18 protein-coding genes and 1 pseudogene are annotated in these 21544 nt (G+C 43.8%); 2 read left to right on the top strand and 17 right to left on the bottom strand.

Annotated elements, in window-relative coordinates:
• Nucleotides 1-299: 299 nt before the first annotated feature.
• From MKX35_RS13280 to MKX35_RS13255, 6 genes are all read right to left on the bottom strand, one after another.
• Nucleotides 300-1970, bottom strand: coding sequence for an extracellular solute-binding protein (locus MKX35_RS13280; RefSeq protein ID WP_076300548.1), 1671 nt, complete (start codon nucleotides 1968-1970; stop codon nucleotides 300-302).
• Nucleotides 1967-3370 (bottom strand): response regulator transcription factor, encoded by a 1404-nt coding sequence (locus MKX35_RS13275; RefSeq protein WP_076300549.1) that lies wholly within the window; start codon nucleotides 3368-3370, stop codon nucleotides 1967-1969. Before MKX35_RS13275 ends, MKX35_RS13280 begins: the two co-directional genes overlap by 4 nt.
• Entirely contained in the window at nucleotides 3363-5108 is a 1746-nt protein-coding gene (locus tag MKX35_RS13270) for a sensor histidine kinase (RefSeq protein ID WP_076300550.1), read from the bottom strand. The genes MKX35_RS13275 and MKX35_RS13270 overlap by 8 nt, the downstream gene beginning before the upstream one ends.
• Before the next feature lie 153 nt (nucleotides 5109-5261).
• Nucleotides 5262-7097: an ABC transporter substrate-binding protein gene (locus tag MKX35_RS13265; protein ID WP_076300551.1), complete on the bottom strand. Its 1836-nt coding sequence runs from the start codon at nucleotides 7095-7097 to the stop codon at nucleotides 5262-5264.
• 92 nt (nucleotides 7098-7189) lie between these two features.
• Nucleotides 7190-8086: a carbohydrate ABC transporter permease gene (locus MKX35_RS13260; protein WP_076300552.1), complete on the bottom strand. Its 897-nt coding sequence runs from the start codon at nucleotides 8084-8086 to the stop codon at nucleotides 7190-7192.
• A 17-nt stretch (nucleotides 8087-8103) separates the two neighbouring features.
• On the bottom strand, nucleotides 8104-9063 hold the full coding sequence (locus MKX35_RS13255; protein WP_042190003.1) for an ABC transporter permease: 960 nt from the start codon (nucleotides 9061-9063) through the stop codon (nucleotides 8104-8106).
• Between the two features lie 295 nt (nucleotides 9064-9358).
• On the opposite strand from MKX35_RS13255, the gene MKX35_RS13250 reads away from it, so the two are divergent.
• On the top strand, nucleotides 9359-9757 hold the full coding sequence (locus tag MKX35_RS13250; protein ID WP_076301175.1) for a helix-turn-helix domain-containing protein: 399 nt from the start codon (nucleotides 9359-9361) through the stop codon (nucleotides 9755-9757).
• Entirely contained in the window at nucleotides 9673-10509 is an 837-nt protein-coding gene (locus MKX35_RS13245) for an IS3 family transposase (protein ID WP_256716456.1), read from the top strand. The genes MKX35_RS13250 and MKX35_RS13245 overlap by 85 nt, the downstream gene beginning before the upstream one ends.
• Nucleotides 10510-10621: 112 nt before the next feature.
• Here MKX35_RS13245 and MKX35_RS13240 read toward each other — a convergent pair whose 3' ends face one another.
• The 11 genes and pseudogenes from MKX35_RS13240 to opp4C form a co-directional block, all read right to left on the bottom strand.
• Nucleotides 10622-12160, bottom strand: coding sequence for an MDR family MFS transporter (locus MKX35_RS13240; protein ID WP_076284618.1), 1539 nt, complete (start codon nucleotides 12158-12160; stop codon nucleotides 10622-10624).
• A 45-nt stretch (nucleotides 12161-12205) separates the two neighbouring features.
• Entirely contained in the window at nucleotides 12206-12862 is a 657-nt protein-coding gene (locus tag MKX35_RS13235; RefSeq protein ID WP_076299613.1) for a hypothetical protein, read from the bottom strand.
• Nucleotides 12855-13541, bottom strand: a complete 687-nt coding sequence (locus tag MKX35_RS13230; protein WP_076299612.1) for a hypothetical protein — start codon at nucleotides 13539-13541, stop codon at nucleotides 12855-12857. The genes MKX35_RS13235 and MKX35_RS13230 overlap by 8 nt, the downstream gene beginning before the upstream one ends.
• Nucleotides 13542-13552: 11 nt before the next feature.
• Nucleotides 13553-14197 (bottom strand): YhbD family protein, encoded by a 645-nt coding sequence (locus MKX35_RS13225; RefSeq protein WP_076299611.1) that lies wholly within the window; start codon nucleotides 14195-14197, stop codon nucleotides 13553-13555.
• A 268-nt stretch (nucleotides 14198-14465) separates the two neighbouring features.
• Nucleotides 14466-14691, bottom strand: a pseudogene (locus tag MKX35_RS31870) (HIT family protein); the annotation flags it as partial.
• A 114-nt stretch (nucleotides 14692-14805) separates the two neighbouring features.
• A complete protein-coding gene (locus MKX35_RS13220; protein ID WP_076299610.1) occupies nucleotides 14806-15249 on the bottom strand; it encodes a hypothetical protein in 444 nt (147 codons plus the stop codon).
• 419 nt (nucleotides 15250-15668) lie between these two features.
• Nucleotides 15669-17516, bottom strand: coding sequence for a fibronectin type III domain-containing protein (locus MKX35_RS13215; RefSeq protein WP_081382895.1), 1848 nt, complete (start codon nucleotides 17514-17516; stop codon nucleotides 15669-15671).
• A 323-nt stretch (nucleotides 17517-17839) separates the two neighbouring features.
• A complete protein-coding gene (locus MKX35_RS13210; protein ID WP_052404365.1) occupies nucleotides 17840-18448 on the bottom strand; it encodes a 50S ribosomal protein L25 in 609 nt (202 codons plus the stop codon).
• Between the two features lie 209 nt (nucleotides 18449-18657).
• Nucleotides 18658-19623 carry an ABC transporter ATP-binding protein gene (locus tag MKX35_RS13205; RefSeq protein ID WP_076299609.1) on the bottom strand — a complete coding sequence of 322 codons (966 nt, stop codon included), beginning with the start codon at nucleotides 19621-19623 and terminating at the stop codon, nucleotides 18658-18660.
• The gene (locus MKX35_RS13200) at nucleotides 19616-20599 is read right to left on the bottom strand and encodes an ABC transporter ATP-binding protein (RefSeq protein ID WP_076284612.1); all 984 of its coding nucleotides are present in this window, start codon (nucleotides 20597-20599) and stop codon (nucleotides 19616-19618) included. Before MKX35_RS13200 ends, MKX35_RS13205 begins: the two co-directional genes overlap by 8 nt.
• An 11-nt stretch (nucleotides 20600-20610) precedes the next feature.
• Complete coding sequence (opp4C, locus tag MKX35_RS13195; RefSeq protein ID WP_256716309.1) at nucleotides 20611-21534, bottom strand: oligopeptide ABC transporter permease; 924 nt, start codon at nucleotides 21532-21534, stop codon at nucleotides 20611-20613.
• Between the last annotated feature and the right edge of the window lie 10 nt (nucleotides 21535-21544).

The following is a 21544-nucleotide window of genomic DNA, read 5'->3' as shown; positions in this document are numbered from 1 at the left end:
AAAGAAACTGTCTCAAAAGTAGTAAAGGCTACCTAAGGGACAGCTTCTTTTTTTTGAGAATTATTAGGGAAATCCTCCCTAATAATCAGAGTAATATCGGTATTTGCCAACGAATCAGCGAAATTATAGGGAGAAATTCCCTAATTATTAGTCAGATGAGCAGAAATCTCAGAATTACAGGGAGGAATTCCCTAATTATCGATCAGTGCTCCCGTTTCCTTGGTGAGGACACTCCACTTTTCCACAATCAGTCCATTCACTCCGCTACTTTTAGAGAAAAAACCTATATCATCCCGTGTTCACTTCAATTTTACGGTCTCAGCAACTTCTTTCGTAATCTCATCCCCACCAAGGCTCTTCCATTTCGCTACAAAAACATCAAAGTCACTAAGCGGTGAATCGCCCACAATAATATTCAAAAATGTCTCGCTCTCCAGATTTTGCAGCTCCGTCCACTTACTCTTCATTAGTTGGGTGTTTCCGTAAAATACTCCCCGCACTCCCTCAATAGCAGTTGAGGTTAAGACGGCAACTCCATATTTATATGCATTCGCTGCTTTCCAGCCTTCCAGATCTTTCTTTGGTTGTTCAGTGTCCTCCACCCATTGATCATAAATGAGACGGGTATCTGGATTTAATGTATCCGGGTCTATTTTGCCATGCAAAGCTTGCTGGATATCTGCATAATGTTTCTCTATCGCATCCGAATAATCAATTAAAAGGTCAAACGGATAATAAGCACGCAGCTGAATTCCTGTTTGCGCAGAGAAATCATCCAGCTTCTTAACTTCCTCCGAATTAGGGTCTTGTCTTCTCTCAAGTCTTGTAAACACGTTCAACTGCTTCATAATCGCCTCTGGATGCTCGAAACCTTTACGCACAACAAGGTAACGGTCTGTTACCGGAGCCAAATGAGCAACAAACTTACCAGACTCATCAAGTGGAGCAGCATACGCTCTCCATTCTGCCTTCGTATCGAGAGCAACCGCCTCTGACAAAGGATAATATGGCATCCACCACGGGCCAAAGAACATGCCTGATTTCCCTGTAATAATAGGCTCTTGCGTTTCTTTATAAAGTGCAAAATTAGGGTCCAGCAACCCTCTTTTATACCAATCAGCCAGTTTGGCAAGCGCTTGTTTGGTCTCAGGTGTAATGGATCCATATACAATATTCCCAGCGTTATCCTTGATCCAATTGGTGGGAAAAGCATGTAATGCACTAAACACAGCATCCAGACCATTTACTAATGGCTTTGTCCCATAGATGATATTCTTGTAGCCGCTAAGTCCGACCGTATCTCTTTTGCCATTGCCATCGGGGTCCTTCTCAATAAAAGCCTTCGCTATGTTCTCAATATCTTCGAAGGTTTGCGGTGCCTGCAGCTCCAGTTTATCCAGCCAATCCTGACGCACCCAGAGCAGAACAGGCGAATCCGCATCTATGGCTACATTAGGCAATCCGTATAATTTGCCGTATCGAGAAGCATCGGATAATGCCTCACCCTGAGTAGAATTGTACATATCCTTAATTAAATCAGAGCCATATACATTGTAGGTCTCTGTAAGATCCTCTATCATGTCATTATCAATGAGTTTCTTCAATTGATCTCGATCAACAACCATCGCATCCGGCAAATCATTGCTATCGATCGCAAGCTGTGCTTTTTGATTAAAAGCATCTTCACCCTTCGCTTCCCAAGAGTGAACTACCTTGATATTCGTAATGCTCTCCAAATAACGGGTGATTGGATTGTTGTCGTTGCTGTCACCTGTATTTAGCCTGGAATCGGGAACCTTAAATCCTACACGAATCACTATCGGATCTTCGTATTTGCTATACGCTACAGAAGCATCTTCGACCTCACCCTGAGGACTTCGAGTAGAATCTACTGTTTTGTTCTGGTCACGGCATGATGTAAGTCCGATCATCATTACAAGTAAGAGGATAAATTTACACAATCTCATCATTGGTCCTTCCCCTCCGCACGATATTCACTCGGGAGTTGACCAATACGTTCTTTGAACAGTCTACTGAAATAACGGTCATCTTCAAAGCCAGACCTTGAAGCAATCTCACAGACGGGTAATGAAGTCTCCCGCAATAATGATTTAGCCAACACAAGCCGCATTCCCCGTAAACATTCACCGAATGTCTCCCCGGCAAAACGAGCGAAACATTGACTGAAATAACCACGGCTCATATTAATTTCCGCCGCTACGTCGCTCTGATTGATTTTGTCACCTGCATGGCTCTGCATGTAACGAACTGCGCGAATAAGGCAAGACATCACCTCTTTAGTCAATCCTAGCTCGAGCATTCTCCTTCCCACATGATCAGAAAATCGGCGCAGCCAGGTCTTCCAATGGCACCAGTTCAAATTAAAAGAAATATCCCGTTCCAGTTGAACAGCATCCTCTGACTTCAAAAGTAAAGAACTCCAGCTTTGCAAAAGGGAATGGGCGAACGTTAGAAATCTATCTTGCCTTGGCTTCTGCAGGAGTATGTTCGTTACAAAATTCTCCCATTCGTTTCCATCAATCGTCCACTTGAGATTTTGAGCTTGCACGAATAGATCAGCTTCATCCGGTTTTAAATGGGGAATCGCTATTTCCTTCTTTAGTTCCTCATAATTCAGAAAGGTCAGTTCTTCAGCACTAGAATGATAAAATAGCATATGCCGAAGCTTCGTGGTGAGCTGCTCCTCCAATTCCTGTAGTGACTGATCTCTTAACCCACTGATGAGCGCGGTCTGCCATCTCCCAGAAAGCTGGTTCTTAAGCTCACGCTTCCCCTCCTCTTCCGAGAACCGGTGAAGCAAGGGCGACATCCACATCTCATGAAAGGTAATCAGCGGATTATTCTTCACGAAGGATAGGTGAAATAACTCTTCTTCATTACAGTGGCTGCTTAATGGTAAATAGAGCAGTGCCTTGTCTGCAGCTATCCTTTTACCTTCACCATGAACCAGTGCATCCCTTGTATTGTCCTCCCATTTGATGCGATCGACCAGGCGACGTATAGTCTCGTCCGCATTTTCCATCTCCAATAGAGTTTTGACAATATAATCAACGGCTCCTAAACGCATGGCCTCCTGCACATAGTCAAACTCATGATGGCAAGTAAGCACAACACAGCGAATACCTGCGAAACGCTGCCTTACTAGTTTAATTAGCTCGAACCCAGAAATGCCGGGCATGGTCAAATCTACAAATAACAGATCCACATCCTGTTGTTGAAGTAGCTCCAAGGCCGATTTGCCATCTCCCGCCTCGCCGACAATCACAACCCCTAAGGATGACCAATCAATTAGAGATATGAAGCCTTTCCGCACAAGTCTCTCGTCATCAACCACTACAGCCTTAATCATCGAAGTCCTCCTTACCTTTCCTCGGAATCACGATAGATACAACCGTACCTTCCCCTAGCTTGCTGTACATCTCTAGCTTCATTTGTTCTCCATAGTAGGTTCTGAGCATCCGGTTCACGTACGAGAATCCGATTCCGAGCCCCCGTTTCTTGGCGCCATCCTCTGACAGCAGTTGATCTAACGTATCCACATCCATTCCAGCCCCATTGTCTCTTACACACAGCTGAACTTCTCCTTCACCATGCTCTGTAATCAAGACGTCCACCCTGCCATTATCGCTTAGTCCATGATAAATCGAGTTCTCAACAAGAGGTTGAAGTAAGAATCTGGGGACAGCCACAGACAATACATCCTCATCAGCCTCCACGTTAAATTCGAATTCATAGTCATAACGGATGCGCTGCAGTTCCATATAATTTCGGATCGCTTCAATTTCCTCTCCAAGGGTAACAATGATGCTTTGTTTGCCCAGATTATAATGCAGCACCTTTACAAGAAGAGTAACCAGCTTGTCGATCTCCTTCTGACCGTTAAGCCTTGCCATCCACTGCACCGTATTCAATGTATTATGCAAAAAGTGAGGGTTAATCTGGCTAAGTAGCTTTTCAATCTCGAATTGGCTTTTCTGCTTCTCATTATGGGCTACCGCAACAATCAGCTCATTCACCTGTTTCTTCATCTGCTGGAAGTTACTAAGCACAAAATCAAACTCTTCCACATTCGTGTAGGCAACCGGAGAGGTAACATTTTCCGCCATTCGATTAATTTCAAGGTTAACCTTGCGCAAAGGACCATAAATCTTTTTCCAAATCATCCAAGCCAGAACTCCGGCAAAGAGTAGTGTCGAGAACGCGAGCAGGATCATTTTATAGAACCAAGAATAAATTTCACTGTTGAATTCGGACTTTTTAACTACTGCAATAAGCTTCCATCCCTGTGGACTAGCGTATCGAAACAGATGATATCCGGTAAGTGTTTCATGTGATAGATTAGAGTTGCTTCCAGCAGCTTTGATAATTCCTTGAGGTAATTTACCATCAATGACATAAGTGCTAGTGCCCTCTTGATTCACAAGTAGATGGTTTACTTTCATTCCGTAAGATTCCTGATTAAATATTTTGCGAAGCAGGCTGTAATTCGTCTCTAAATAAATATATAGCTTATGTTCACCTGGTACGCGTACAATGCGCTGTTCTGAGAACACGAGATTATCGCCGACGGCATACATCGTAGAATGCGGTCCATAATAATCAGCTCCGTTATATCGCATAAAAGAAGGTAACGTACTGATATCGAAATTTCTGCGCGCACTCATATTCGTAAACAGAACCGGATCATCACTGCTTGGCATAATGTAGGCTGTAAGTCCAATGTAGGGATTCGTGAAATTAACGAGGTTGATCTTCTGGTTGATGGAGTTCATCATTTGCGATTTGCGATAAATTTGCTTTTCCTGAATAAATGAGGACATTTCTTCCACAATCTGACCATCCAGCGCAAACTGTTTAGAGGCAAAATCCATATTGTCGATGGCAATCTCCAAGCTAGAGGCTTCCTGTTTCAAGCTTGCACTTATACCATTGCCAATTTTTCCTGAAAGAATAGAGTAAATAGAGGTGTAGGTTACGAATCCTACTAAGAGAAGCGGAAGAAGTGTTCCGATAACTAGATAGATGAATAAGGTATTCCGTAAGGATTTGACAACTGGGGTATGATTACGCTTAAGTACTCTTACCATCCGAATGATCCTCTTCCTTCTTCCTGTAAGCGTTCTATATATATATATATATATATATCAATGTGAGAATACCACATTTATCCTTAATTGAATAGAATAGGGCAGAACAGCCTCCACGCCGCCCCGCCCTATTTGTATTTTTCTAATCACACCTTATTTCACGCTTTTACGAGCCTCGAACAGTTCCTCAGCCTTTTTAATCGAGAAATCCATAACTTCGGCATAGCCGAGGCCATTCACCTTATCATGCATTTCTTTATTCAATTTGTCATATTCAGCTTGATCTTTAGCAAAAACCATTTTCCAAGAAATTTGTTGAATGACCGTACCAATTTGTTTGTTCTTTTGCTCCAGTGTTTTGTCCATCATCAATGGTTCTTTTCCAGTGAAGCCTTGTGGTGCTACGGCCAATAGATTATTTTTCTCAAAATACTCTTTAGGCGTCAGAACGCCCATCTTCGCTCTCCAGTCACTATCAAGCTTAGACGGATTACGCTCTAGGGTTGTCGTCCATAGATTGTGATCGTATGGCTCTTTATTGTCTGGATTCACCATCGCCGGAACTACAAAAGAGAAGTTCATTTGATTAGAGCCGTAGTAGTAATCACCACCACCATATTCTGCAGGCACTTGCGTATTCTGTTGATCGGCATAAGCCTTCCAACCAAAGTCAGTCACGACAGGTTTACCGCTTGCATCCATATCCCAAGTCAGACCTTTAGGTCCGTTAGGCACCGCTGTTCCGCTTCCTGCAGAGATCATTGCACCTTCCGGAGTATACATCCAGTTAATGAATTCCATAATTCTAGCAGGTTCTTTAGCTTTTGCACCGATTGCTATAATACCGTTACCACCGTATACATTGAAGCCAGTGGAATACATCAGCTCATCCTTGAACGGAACTAATGCAAACCCCTTTCCTTCTGCTGTTCTTTCCGGTGTATTGTAGTTTGCTGCCCCTAGCCACGGGAACCAAGAGAATAACAGACGACCATCCTTGTATTTCGCTACAACATCGTCGAATTTTTGTGTCATAGAATCTGGATCCACCAGACCCATTTGGTTAGCTTCAAAATACAGTTTGAGCGACTTCATATACCAGCTGTCTTCGGATAAGAAGTCATAATATTTCTCTTCGTCTGCTTTAACATATACAGCGGTATCAGGAATTTCGTCATAGCCCATCATGTTGGCGAACTGTTTAGCCAGTGTCATTTTATAGTTGCCGTCCCAGTCAGACCACATCGAGAAAGCATAGGTTTTCTTTCCTTGCTCATTTTTTGGTTCAAGCTCTTGCATTTTTTTCAGCACGGGCAGATAATCTTCAATCTTTGAAATTTCAGGTGCTCCGATTTGTTGATAAAGATCCCATCGCAGGTCTGGCCCCCAAGTCATATCTTTCCCTTCAGAAGGTCCAGATGGATTAGAAGCTACGCTGTTTCCGATGCCAAAAACGGATGATCCACCACCAAAAGCAACCTTTGCTTTCTCAATAGCTTTTGGAAATGTACTCCCAATGTCTTTTCCGTATTTGTCCAGAAGTCCGTCTTGTGTCCAGTCTAAGAGAAGCTTTCCTTTGATCGCATTTGGATAATGGTTTTTGTCATCACCGAAAATAATGATATCCCCAAGATCTCCGGAAGCCATCATTGCAGAGATTTTGGTATCTCCACCTGTAAGGTTTGAAGCTACAATATCCATCTCAATATTGAACTTATCTTTGATGATTTTGGCAAACCATCCGGTTTGTGGACCCGCATAGTTAGCTGTTGTAGAGAATACGGTCAGCTTCAGCGGCTTGGAATGATCAAGTGCTCCGTCATCCGGTGCTGCTGTTTCTTCCGCCGGCGCATTCGTTGCAGCGGACGTGGGCTTTTCTGTGCTCGTGTTTTTTCCTGAGTTAGCCGTATTATTCCCCCCACCACATGCTGCCAGAACGAAGACCAGGATTACGGATAGCATGACAAGCGATGCTCTTCTTAGTCTCATTGCTTTATACCCTCCCTTTCAACTCTTCACTTATAGTTCAACTCTGCTCCTAGCAGAGGAAAACCCCATTTCGTTACCGATCCGGTAGCTCATTAGCCCTTAACCGCACCGATCATAATCCCTTTGACGAAAAAGCGCTGGAAGAATGGGTACACGATTAGAATCGGCAATACGACGATCATCGTTACGGTCATCCGTACAGAGGTTGGAGTCTGCATATTCGCTACACTAGCGGCCATATCTGGTGAATTACGAATTAAAGCTGCGAGAGAGCTGGACTCGTTCAAATAACGCCATAACAAGAATTGGAGCGTAAAGTACTTCGTATCTGTCATCAGAAACGCCGTATCAATAAATGAGTTCCACTGATTCACTGCGGAAAAAATCGTAATCGTAGCCAAAATTGGCGTAGTAAGCGGTACAATAATGCTCCAGAACACCCGCATGTAACCAGCACCATCCATAGACGCTGACTCCTCAAGGGATGGAGGAATGGCCTCAACGAAGGTTTTGACCAAAATGATGTTGAATGGGGTAATAATCGTAGGCAAAATATAAGCCAGATAATTATTGGTCAGATGCAAATTGTGCATTGTTATATACCAAGGGATCAGACCTGCGCTAAAATACATCGTAACCACGACACTCCGGTACCAAATACTCCGGCCCCACATTTCCTTTTTGGTGAACAAATATCCTAAAAAAGCTGAAGACCCCACAGTAAGCAACGTCCCGACAACCGTTCTATACACGGAGACTGTTGCCGCATGTCCTAAACCGCTGATTCTTAGCACCTTACTATAGTTATCAAAATGGATCTGTCTTGGATAAAATTTGATATCCCCCGCTGCGCTAAGATCATTCGAGCTGATCGTATTGATGAACAAATAATAGAATGGGTAGATGCATGACAGGGTGAACAATCCAAAGAGCGTATAGATCATAATCTGGAAGATAAATTCTCCAGCCGTTAGTTTTTTCTTTCTCAAGTGGGATCACCCCTGACTTAAATGATAGATTCGTCACGCACCATCTTAGACAACGTGTTCGCTGCGAATAGTAGAATTACACTGACAACCGATTTCAACATGCTGACGGCCGTGGCAAAAGGAAAGTTGTTCGCGAAAGCGATGTTGTATACATAAAGATCCAGCACCTCAATAGAATCCTTATTCATCGCATTTTGAAAGGCAAAGTACTGCTCCATCCCGTTATTGACTAGATTACCTATGGAGAGCAGCAGCAGTACAAAAAAAGTTGGAATCAGACCTGGAATGGTGATATGCCAAATTTTGCGGAACCGACTTGCACCATCCACCTCAACAGCTTCGTACAATTCCTGATCAATGCCTGCGATTGCAGCAAGATAGAGGATGGCACCCCAGCCTAACGATTTCCACCAGTACCAAACGATCATCGTGACCCAAATATTTGAGCTGGAGGCTAAGAAGTTATACCCTTCATCAACCACTCCAAGCTGCACTAAAATGTGAGTGATGACACCGTTATCTACAGAGAACAACGAGAATGCCAATGCATATACCAGAATCCAGCTGATAAAGTTTGGAATCGTGGTTAGTGTCTGCACCAACTTGCGGTACCAGCCTGACTTGATCTCAGTCAACATAATGGCAAAGATCACTGGAAAGATGGATGTAATTAATCCGAGTGAACTCATGGCAAGCGTGTTCTTCAGCACCCGCAGAACCTCTGCGGTCTGTGTCGGATTAGATACAATCGTCTTGAACCATTTCAAACCAACGTAAGGCGTGTCAGACAACGGTATTCCGGGAATGAAATCATAAAAGGCATAAATCCATCCGCTGATCGGCAGATAATAGAAAATAAAGGTGACAACAAGAAATGGAAAAGCCATGAAGAACAACTTATGTTTGTTCTTCATCTTCCAGCGGGATCGATGAACCGGATCGACGCTGGGAAGCAGTTCGCCAGCAGGTACCCCCATATCGGAATCTCCTATACCCAGATTTTGATTACGTTTTCAGAGTATCAGAATCTGAGCTTCTGGCGAGATAGAGAGCAGAACGCCTTATCAGGGAAACCGTCAGATACTTGTGAACCAAATTCGCAGTACAATCGACCATTTTCTACCTGTTTGCGGGACTAGTGATGGAGGGCATATATGTCTTTAGACAAAAAACGACCACCACTTAGGAAGTACCCGATGAAGTGCACCCCTTAGAATAGACATTGGATAAAACCCCTGGTTTGTCCGATGAAATTCTAGGGGGTGTATTTTTATGGCGATTAAAGGACAGAAGTTCAAAACTTACTCGGATGAGATTAAAAAAGAGGCCATTCGTTTACATGTGGAGGAAAGATGGACTTACCGGAAAATTACGGAGCATTTTGAGATTCAAGACCAAGGGCGGGTAAAGAAATGGATGAAGAAATACCGAGAGCTAGGGGAATTTGGGTTACTAGATCAACGGGGGCGTCGTAAAGAATATATCGATCAAGATAGGTATGTTCAAAAGCTCAGACGGGAAAATGAAATGCTAAAAAAGTGTTTGGAAATCTGGATGCAGGAGGTGAAACGCACAAATATAGAGCCATTGAGAGCGCTGCAAAAGAGTATGCCGTTAGCGACCTGTGTAAACTCTTTAGGGTCTCCAGAAGTGGATACTACGCTTTCTTGAAGCGCAAAGGAACAGATCGGGATCAGGAAGCAAAGGCGCTCATTCAAAAGGTATATGAACGGTATAACGGAGTCTACGGTTATCGCCAAATTCAATTATTCTTGCTACAAGACCACGGGGTTTGGATGAATCATAAGAAGGTACTCAGAATTATGCAGGATTTAGGCATTCGTTCGAGGATCCGCCGAAAACATCGTTTTAATTATGCTACTTCCGAAGGAGATCGTGTGGCGAAAAATATATTGAAACGGGATTTCAAAGCGGATGCTCCCAACCAAAAATGGGTGACAGACATTACGCAATATCGCATAGGCGAAAAGTGGCTCTATCTTTCAGCTATTAAAGATTTGTTCAATAACGAAATTATTGCTTATCAAATGAGCGCTAGGAACGACAATGAACTGGTTCTCCGGACCTTTCAGCAGGCGTGGAGTCAACAAAAAGACGTGACCGGACTGATCGTTCACAGCGATCAGGGGTTCCAGTACACGTCTCATGCATACCACGACATGCTGCCAAAGGTTGGCGCCCGAATCAGCATGTCTCGCCGAGGCAATTGTTATGACAACGCCTCTATGGAGAGCTTCTTCTCGCATCTCAAAACGGAAGGACTCTATCCTTATGATATCCGAAATATCGATGAGGCACAAAGGAAAATTGAAGATTACATTCGATTTTATAACCAACATCGGCCACAACGAAAGCTAAATAAGCTGCCTCCGGTAGAGTACCGGAAACAGCTTATTGCCTAGGGTCTTTTTTCAGTGTCTATAAAATGGGGGCTTGACCACGAAGTGGTGGTCGTTTTTTTATATGTCTATTTTCACTGAAACATAATCAAACGAATATTATCTAGACTACATGCTAATGCCCAGACGCTTGAACATCCCCCTCCGCAGAGGCATCCATCTTCTGACGTCCCATATAGAACGAAGCCAATAACGCTAAAGCTGCAGGAATCACCGCCCAAGCAAAGGTGTTTACAATGGATGAGGATAAACCGGCTGTAATCTTACCCAGAATTTCAGGTGGAATGAGCGCCCTAGTCTCAGGTGAGAGCAAAGCATGCGGATCTTTAAAATCCATAGCTCCCGCCGGAGCCGCTCCTCCACCATTAGCCGATAGTAGCTTGGTAAGACTGCCTGAGAAATAGTGACTTTGAATGATACCGAAGGTAGTAATGCCTATTGTCATGCCCAATGAACGAATGAAATTCAGCGTTGCGCTGGCAGAGCCGCGTTGCTGTGCCGTCAATCCATGAATAGATGCCGTACTTAGCACTGAGAATGAAGCACCAATCCCTAGCCCAATTAAAATCATATATAAAGTAACAAGCAGTCGTGAAGCATCCGGCGTGAGTGTCGCTACAAGTCCAGTACCGATCACCAAAAGTGCGAATGTAGGAATCAGCAGGCTGCGGTAACTGGTTTTTGACATCAGAAATCCGCCCATCGTAGCTGTAACCACTGAGCCAACCATCATTGGCAGCAATACAAGTCCTGAATTTGTAGCTGATCCGCCCAATACCCCTTGAATAAAGATCGGAATATACACAGAAGCCACAATAAAGGCTGCACCGCTAAATAGTGCACAGATAATGCTCACCGCGTATAATCTTTTTTTAAACAAAGCAAAGGAAATAATCGGTTCTTTCGCTCTAGTCTCTACAACAAGAAACACTGCTGCAAGGATGGCAAAGGCTGCAAATAAACCAAGAATCATGGAAGAATTCCAAGCATACTCTTTCCCGCCTAGCTCCAGCGCAAACATTAAGCAAATGACTGAACCAAGCAGCGTACCCGCGCCCAACCAGTCAATGGGCTGTTTAGAATGCTCATGCGATTCTTTATAAAAGAATACGACCATCGCAAAAGCCAACAGTCCAAGGGGTAAGTTAATATAAAATATCCACTGCCAAGCAATATGATCGGTAATATACGCACCCAGTAATGGACCAAATATACTCGACAATCCAAATACTGCTCCGAATGCCCCGCCGAGCTTGCCCCGCGTCTCCAGCGGAACAGCATCGAACATGATGGCAAAAGCGATTGGCACCAGCGCCCCGCCACCAATGCCCTGAATGGCCCGGTACGCAGCTAACTGAGTTATTGTATCAGCCGTTCCACAGAGAGCCGAACCCGCCATGAATACGATAATTCCAAAAATAAAAAACTTCTTACGACCATACATATCAGACAGCTTGCCGAAAATGGGCATACCCGCCATCTCGGCTACGAGATAGGCTGATGTCACCCAGACAAATTTGTCCATTCCGCCAAGCTCCCCAACAATATTACCCATTGCAGTTGCAACGATGGTGCTGTCCATGGAGGCCATAAGAATTCCTAATAGGAGACCTGCGATAACAATACCCAGATTGGGCGATTTGGCAGCACTCATATGTTCCACTCCTCTTTTTCTCAAAAAATAACTATAATATTGTCTTTATATCTTCACTTGATGCTTCACTGTTGCGTGCTTATTAACTTCTAGTGTATCGCGGAATTCCACCGTTTCTATTTCACAATCCGGACCAATGATTACACGTTCTCCCCTTACCATACTAGCCTTTGTATTGACCAGATCAATAACATCGCCTTCGATTAGCCCCGCTTCAAACAGTATTTTCGAAGTTGGCTTCATCATATGCAGCAGTCTCCCCGTTTTACTCTTCTTAATGGTTAAGATACTGCCCCCAACCTCCTTCGCACTACTTGGACCAAACAATTTAATCTCCAAATGCTCAGCACTAAGTAATCCAGCTACGCTTAAGGCACCAGAAATTTGCAATTTTTCCCCTTCACAATCACCCTTCACATCCAAATTTCCGTAGAGATGAAGCTCATCGATTTTTACGGAGGCTGCTTTTATTTCACCCTGTCCACGTAAGGAATCCCCTTCAAGATTACCCTCGAGTGCAATTTCGCCAGTGATTTTCATTTGCTTCATATGCAGATTTCCAGCTATATTGGCATTTCCAGTCAGATTCATCTTCTCGCAATTCACATCTCCAGCGAATTTGCATTCTCCAGTGATCTTAACATCTTTGAAAGAACCACCGGCTGAAGATGTTGTTCCAATTATTTTCAGATTATCATTCACCGACCTTCTCCACCTTTCCAACCTTAGCCTCTGGATGCACTGTAATTTGTTCGCGATACTCTACCCGTCCGAGTGTACAGCCTGGGCCAATAATGACAATATTTCCTCTGATGATATCCGCAGTTGTATATTCTACATCTATAAAATCTCCCTCGATCGTTCGAGCACATAGCTCAGGCCGAAGCTTAGGGATGATTCCGCTAAACATCTTACTCCAAAACCCATTATTCACTTGCCGTATCACGAGGCTCTCCACACCAATTTCATTAGCCTTCCCTTGACTCTGCAGTTTGAAATCCACATGACCGGCACTTAGTAAACCACCAACACTAAAGCTACCTTCACCTACGAAATCCTCAAGCTCACAATCCCCTTTGACACTCACCATTCCGTTAAGGGTACAGCTTTCACCTCGAAAACTCTTACCTACATTAAGAACCCCATCCACCTTTAGGGTGCCAAAACGCATATTACCCATCACTTTGATGACCCCGTTGCATTCTGCTTCTTCTGCTGCGAGATCATCATTCAAATTCATATGCCCATTTCCTTTAAACATTCGCGCCACAATCGGTCCGACTACTTTACCTACACCATCCATGTTTACGTTGTTGTAAGTACCTCCGGCCCCACCACTAACCCCGTTTATTATCAAATCAGGCAGCTGATGTTTGTCCATTACTCTTCCTCCTATTCAACAAGCTTGTAGGCAAGCTTACCTTTCAATTGTTCGATCAAATCTGCATATGTCATTTTACTGACTAATCTAACCCCTTCATCAAACCATAACTCCGCAGGCGCTTGTGCCAGAATGAAAGATGAAACCCCCATTTTCCGGACAAAAAACAACTCCCAGCTTCCACTCTTGAGCCTTGAAACTTTCTCCTGCAAAGTGCGAAACAGAAGCTCCGCCTCCTCCATACTCATTTCCCCAGCACTAAGCAGGCGGTCTACAGCGAATAAATGAACGAGCTCCTCAAAAGTATATTTACTTTCATCACCGAGACTTTCTCCAAATTTCCTCAGTGTTGTTGTCGAAACAATGTTACGTTCTATAATTTCCTTAGCAGTTAAACTCACCTTCTCAAAGGATGCCTTATCCGATAGCTTATCAGCCATTTCATCCAAAGAAAGCCCATCTTTCATATTCACAATGTTGTGAATTCGCGACAAGATCATCTCTTTAGGAAAAAAAGTCTCTTGTCCAGTAAAGGTAGATTTGCGAATAAACCATTCCTCGGGGATTAACTGCTTCCTTTTCCAGCGGTACAATTGCCCATATGAAATACCGGTTAAATCCAGTAGTTGCTTCTTCGAAATCAAATCATCTTCCATATGCGATCACTCCTCGAAAACATCGTAACATAACACTGTTACGTTGTAAATAAAACACTCCTCCTTAAATCTCCTACTGCAACAAATCATTGCATTAAAGTTTCCCTCCAAGATTTTACGACACAAGAAAAGAGTGAACCTCCGTCTAGAGGAGGATCTTCGCTCTTTTACCCTCACTGTATTCTTTGATTTAAGCTAGGCATATTAATTTATGACAAAAAGAGAAGGAGTCTTTATCGACTCCTTCTCTTTTCCTCACTTAATGTCTTCAGAATCTTTTTTGGGTTTGGCTTAATCGTTTTTCAGCACCATGTGGGTGTAATGGTTCACCCCAGATAAATCCATCACCTTCGTACCTCGGAATGAGATGCATATGGTAATGGGTAAGGTCGTTAAACTTCCCTCCATCTTGACAAATTCTTACCGTCAGGTTTAAACAAGCTCTTCAAAGCAATTGAAAGTTTTTCCGAAGCATCCATGATAGCATAAGCAGTCTCTGACTCCATCCTATTTATTTTCATTTACTGCTTGTTGAGCAATGCTTAGAATTGTATCCTCATCCAAACTGTTGAACTTTAAAGTGATTGAACCTTTTGAAGTATTGAATGCTAAAAACGTATAATCACTTTTTTTATTTTTTGCACCTGATTGCCGCTAATATCAATAATATCAGCATCGTTCAAATCAACTTGAGTATTGCTATAGGTTATTTCAATGAGTGTTTCTCCTTGATAAGGTCCGTAGATGATTTCTCTTTCATTGGACGCTTTTTGTTCCTTTGTTAACTTCTCCTGTTTCCCTTTGTTTTTCGTATATGTGACTAAAACTTCTTGATTATCTCCAATAAAGTTGCCTTGTTTGTCCTTTGGAGGGAATTTATGTTGTACATAACTAACTTCATATCCATCCAGTGTAGGGATACTAAATGATGATCCTAATGCACTAACCTGCACCTGCGCTTTAGCTAATTCATCGTTGGAACCAGCCTTTTGACATCCTGATATTAAAAATATAATTGCAGCAATAAAAAATAAAAATCCAGATTTGTTCATGAAATCACCTCTAATTATTTGAATTAATACTAATGGAAAACCTTGTTAGTTCGTAGATATACTTCAGTAACATTCCTCTTAATCCCTTTAATATCCCTAAATATGGAAGCACTATATATACGTTGTAAAAGTAAATTTGTTGCACTAAACCCCTCGTCCATTTCGACGATACCTTGGAATGATTCCGTTGGAATTCACTTCATTTCCTTCAAATCCAATGGGTAATCAACTCCTTACCATAGTGTCATCTTAATAACAGAACAAACGTTCGTAAAACTTAAATATCAACAATATGATTTAACATAGCCTAAAACAAAGAAAAGAAAGCCCTCCCGAGCCAATACTATGGCATCTGGGACAGCCTTCTTTATTTCACTTGCTCTATCTACAAATCTTATCGTTTAAGTCTTTCATTAACCTTACTGCACATAGGTATAATGCGCTGAATCATATTGTGGACCGGATTTCTCATAAGTGAACCAGTACTCAATACTGCTGCCAGCACTTAACCCACTCACCGTCTGCTCCCATGTACCTGAGCTGTTGGTCATCCGGTAATTAAGTTGTGGCCCCCCGTTAACCTTATAATGCACATCTACATAAAGAGCACTGGTCACAGGTGTAATATAAATGCTCGCTTCTGTTGAAGAAAGTCTCGTTACCCCTGCTGTAAAGTCAGCCGTCACATGATCACCGCCTCCGCTGCCTCCAGTGGGATTTGTAGTAACTGTTGCGGCATTACTAGCGGATGATAGATTACCCGCTGCATCCGTAGCTTTTACTGTAAACGTATAGGCTGTGCTTGGAGTTAGTCCAGTAACAGTAGCTGTAGTATCTGCCACAGAGGCTACCTGCTGTGTTCCACGATAAACAAGATATCCCGTTACACCAACATTATCAGTTGAAGCAGACCAACTCATGTTAACTGCTGTATCCGTCTTGCTGGTTACTGTCAGATTAGCAGGTGCAGTAGGTGCTGTCGTATCTCCAGTATTACCACCACCCGTCAAGTATTGACCTGTGAATGGATTAAACCGGTGTAGTGATAGAATTAACCAACCCGTGCTGGACACGCAGTTTTGCTGTGCCATCACCCAATAGCTGTTGCTGGTCCCTTTCAGCGAATAGGGGATTCCCCCTAGTGAAGCGCCGCTTGTGCCTTGCTTTTTAATAATTTCAGTGTTAATGGCATCCGCTTTGGATACATTGCCTTGCATAAAGTAGGCGAGCGACATAAATGCACTTCCTTCAAACCATACATCAGCACCCGTATTACCGATTTGATTCCCGTTATCGTCATATGCGGGTAAAACTTCATCCGTCCAGTCAAAATCATAGCCGGTCAGCGTATTCCCAGCATCATTGTAAGTAAGCGTCTGCTTGTAACGCGGATTTGCAAGGGTCCCCGGGGTGCCGGAGGCATTTTCCACATAAGTTAAGCTTGCACCGTAGTTATGGGTGCCGGATACTCCTAAGGCCAATACTCCCCATGGATTCACGTCCAATGGAATTTTAGGGTCGATCAAATTCGTATCGTTTTTCCAGCCTCCCTTGAAGCGTTTGACACTGTCATCCCACACATAATTATCCAGGAATGTTTTCACTCCAGAAGCTGCACTGTTATACGTGGCTGCCTTGGAGGAATCTACCGAAGCATAATACTGCAGCACCCGGTAAATATCGATATTGTGCTCGGTAGAGCTCCAAGGCTCATCAGAGTTACTCCAAGCACTCCATCCTCCTGCGATACTGCCATTTGCTTTTTTATACTGTAAGCTCCAATCGAGCGCTTTGAGCGCCATCGGACGATATCGCGTGTCATTATATTGCTTTTCATAAGCCATAGCTGCCATTGCCATCCATACAACCGGCCCCACATGTTTACGAATTTCTTCTCCGTAGCCATTGTTATACCAATAAGAGTTCAGCCAGAAGCCCGAAGGGTCCTGAATGTCCCGCATTTTGTTCAACACCTGCTCTGCCCGTGCCCGCTCACCTTTTACAATAAAGGCAATGGCTGCAACAGCTTGATCATACGTGTATACAATCTGTTTGGGGTTGTTTGGACCCCAGAAATCCTCAAAGCTATCTACCAATCCCTCAAAAGCATACCCCGCTGTTGCATCCTGCTGGGCCTTCAACCAGATTAAAGCACGATTTGAAGCATCACTTGTGGCATCTGCACTCGCTTTTCCACCAAAAGGTAGAGCTACCCCAAGCACCAACAGACTTGTCATTAAGATCGAAAACAGCTTCCTCATCTTCATAACTTTCCTCCTCATAATCATGATGAACTGGGCAATGAGAGTTCTTTGAAGCATAATACTAAAGCGTTTTCAAACAGCGACAACAGGAACTTTTGAATTCTTTACCATGGTAATTGTCCTCATTTTCAGCCTTCGCGGCCTATTCGTCAACGATTTTCTGTAAAATTTTAACTAAATGAGGCGAAACAACCATAAATCCCATTTAAGAAACTATACGAAAGACCGCACTTATTTTATTAATTCGTGTTCACGAAGACAAAACAAAAAGAGCAGACAGCTCCTTGGGTAGGATTCTATCTGCTCTTTATGATTTAATCACTATTCTATTCTGCTTTATCTTCACCAGAAGCTTCGACTGCAGCTGGTTCAGCAGCATCTTCATCGGTTGGCTCTTGAGCTGCTGGAGGTGCGATCCGGACAATCAAAGTGTCCTCAGGCGTCAATACTTCCCAGCCTTCATGCTTCGGAAGATCAGACACCAGCAATTGATCACCAATATCTAGTCCACTGAGATCCACCTCAAAGGATGCCGTTAATTTATCTGGAAGTGTGCGAATATCCAGCTCATGCAATTCAATTTGCTGCACGCCGCCACTCTTCACACCTACTGGATCACCTGTAAAGTGGAATGCCACTTTTGTATCCAATTTAGCCTTCATATCAATTTGTTGAAAATCAATATGCAGCAGTTGTTTGGATACTGGCTGGCGCTGGATTTCTTGGATGACAACGTTCTTTTTACCCGAGTCTGGTAATTCCAAGGTTAATACTGCCCGAGGGTTATTAGCCAAAATCCCGGTAATTGTCTTAGCATCCGCTGTAAAGGACTGGCTATCTGAACCTGCACCGTACACGACTACCGGTACAAAGCCTTTTCTGCGCTGTGAAGAAGTCGAGCCGGATCTTTCTGTCAAACGTACTGTTGTATTCACGATGATTCCTCCTAAGTAGGGATTTTATACTAGACCGATTAGATATGTACGTCTAACCTAACCACTCTCTATTACCCCATTAACCTGGCTTCGAAACCCTTAAAAATTTTTGAGCACAGGCAAAAATAAGGTCAAATTGTATTATTATACAATTCAACTTTAATTATTCAAGACTTAGGAGCGAATCATCATTGTATCTTTGACAGCTATCAGACCAAATGACAAGCTACAAAATGGTTATTGCCGGCATCCCGGAATACCGGGATTTCAGATCTGCAAACCTCTTGTGCATAGGGACACCGGGTATGAAATTTACAACCGGAAGGCGGGTTCACTGGGCTTGGGATATCCCCCTTAAGGACAATTCTTTCCCTTTTCAGCTTGGGTATAGGTATTGGAACAGCTGATAGCAATGCCTTGGTATACGGGTGGAGCGGATTCTTAAATAATTCATCTCTAGAAGCCGTCTCCATCATAGATCCAAGATACATAACACCGATTCTTGAACATAAATGCTCAACCACACTCAAATCATGGGAGATAAACAAATAGGTGAGCCCACGGCTCTGCTGCAGCTTACTAAATAAATTAATAATCTGTGCTTGGATGGACACATCCAAGGCCGAGACTGGCTCGTCTGCAATGATTAGCTCAGGATTCAGCACAAGCGCACGCGCGATTCCGATCCGTTGTCGCTGTCCTCCTGAGAATTCATGCGGAAAGCGATCAATATGATAAGAGGATAAACCACATGCCTCAAGCGCCTCAAGCACCCGATCACGAACCTCTGATTTTGAGCATAACCCATGATCCAGTAAAGCTTCTCCGATAGCATCACCTATGCGGACCCGAGGGTTAAGTGAGCTATACGGGTCTTGAAAGATTAGCTGCATTTGGGGTCTGATATTTCGCAATGCAGCGGGAGACAAAGAATGAATGTCTATCCCTTTGAATTTGATCTCGCCTGCCGTTTTATCCGTTAGCCGTAAAATCGTCCGTCCGACCGTACTCTTTCCGCTCCCGGATTCTCCTACAAGCCCAAACGTCTCCCCTGGCTGAAGCGTGATGCTAATATCATCAACAGCCTTTACATGCCCAACCGTCCGGTTAAGCAATCCCTTAGTGACAGGGAAATATTTCTTCAGATGATTGACCTCAAGCAGTGCCTCAGGCATGAACAACCGCCTCCTCATACAACCAGCAAGCTACCTTTTGTCTGCTGGCCACTTCTTTAAGCTGGGGCTGCTGGCTGACACATACAGGCATGCAATGCTCACAGCGGTCATGAAAATAACAAGAGGGTACCAGCTCTAGCGGATTTGGCACTTGACCTGGTATGGAATACAGCTCATCCTGCCGCTGATTGATAACTGGCTTCGATTTGAGCAGCCCTTTCGTATAAGGGTGTTTGGGATTGTTGAACAATTCAACAACCTCCCCCTCCTCCACAATCTTTCCGGAGTACATAACAATCACGTAATCAGCCATCTCCGCGACTACACCCAGATCATGGGTGATTAATAGAATAGACATGCCGGAGTTGTCTTTAATTTCACGAAGCATATCCAGAATTTGTGCTTGAATCGTTACATCCAGCGCCGTTGTCGGTTCATCTGCAATCAATAACTTTGGACTGCATGCGATAGCAATAGCGATCATTATCCGCTGCAGCATCCCTCCACTTAATTCATGTGGATAACTATCAGCAATTTGCTCAGGTCGTGATATGCCTACCTGTTTTATTAGTTCAATCGCCCGGATACGCGCCTGCTTCTTATTCATCTTCAAATGCACGATCAACGGCTCCATAATTTGTTCACCGATCTTGATTACAGGATTAAGAGAGGACATGGGCTCCTGGAATATCATCGCGATCTCGTTGCCACGGATGGCTCGCAGTGTGTTTTTGTCCATTTGCAACAAATCTTCACCCTGAAAATCAATTTTACCATGGGCAACCTTGCCCCCTGGCTCTTCAACAAGACCCATGATGGACATCGCAGTTACACTTTTGCCGCAGCCCGATTCTCCGACGATACAGACCGTCTCTCCTTCACGGACACGGAAGCTTACATCATCAACGGCTTTCACTTTTCCTTCTTCCGTAAAGAAGTATGTACTTAGACCGTCTATATTCATTAAATCACTCATGTGAGGGTCACCTACCTCTTCTGTTTAGGATCAAGTACGTCCCGGAGTCCGTCACCAAAAATATTGATCGCGATTACTGTCGCGAAGATGGATAGCCCAGGCGGAATCCACAGCCACGGCCGATCCTTGAAGTCGATCATATTATTCGCTGCGTCAATCATATTGCCCCAGGTTGGCGTTGGCGGCATAACACCTAGCCCAAAAAAGCTAAGAACCGATTCACTCAGAATAGCACCACCGATGTTGAGCGTTGCCATAACGATCAGCAGCGGGATAATGTTCGGCAGCAAATGGTTAAATAATTTACGGCGATCCCGAAGGCCTAATACTACAGCTGCTTGCATAAACTCACGTTCTCGCAGACTAAGCATTTGCCCCCGTACCATACGCGCCATACCTGGCCAGCTCACAATGCTGAGCATAAGCATAACGATATACATCCGGTAGTCCGTTGGAATCTTCCACTCCGATAATAATGCTCCAAAAATAAAGAGCAGCGGCAAACTCGGAACCGTCAATAGAAGATCCGCAATCCGCATTATGATTTGATCGGCGATTCCGCGGTAATACCCAGCTATGGCTCCCAAAAGGGCCCCGATAAACACCGAAAGAACCATTGATGCCAGTCCTACGGTTAGTGAAATGCGTCCTGCCTGCATCACCCGGGTCAAAATATCTCTGCCCAGCGCGTCTGTGCCAAGCCAATGCTTCATATTAGGGGCCTTGTTCATCAGTGCCATATTAATTTTGTTATCCGTATAGGGAGAGAACAGAGGACCAAGAAAACAAAGCGCAAACATAAAGATCACTACCACAAACCCGGATACCGCCAGCTTGTTCTTGAGCAACCTCCGAAGGGATTGCCGGAATAAAGAGGATTTTCCTTTGGTGGTCTGTGGTTTCGAGATATCCGCTACATTACTTTGAACTGCCACGTCAGCTTCC

The organism is Paenibacillus sp. FSL R5-0923, assembly GCF_038009145.1.
In the GTDB taxonomy this organism is placed as follows: Bacteria; Bacillota; Bacilli; order Paenibacillales; family Paenibacillaceae; genus Paenibacillus_AQ.
The sequence above is the reverse complement of the archived record's forward strand: the minus strand, read 5'-3'. Positions and strand labels throughout refer to the sequence as shown.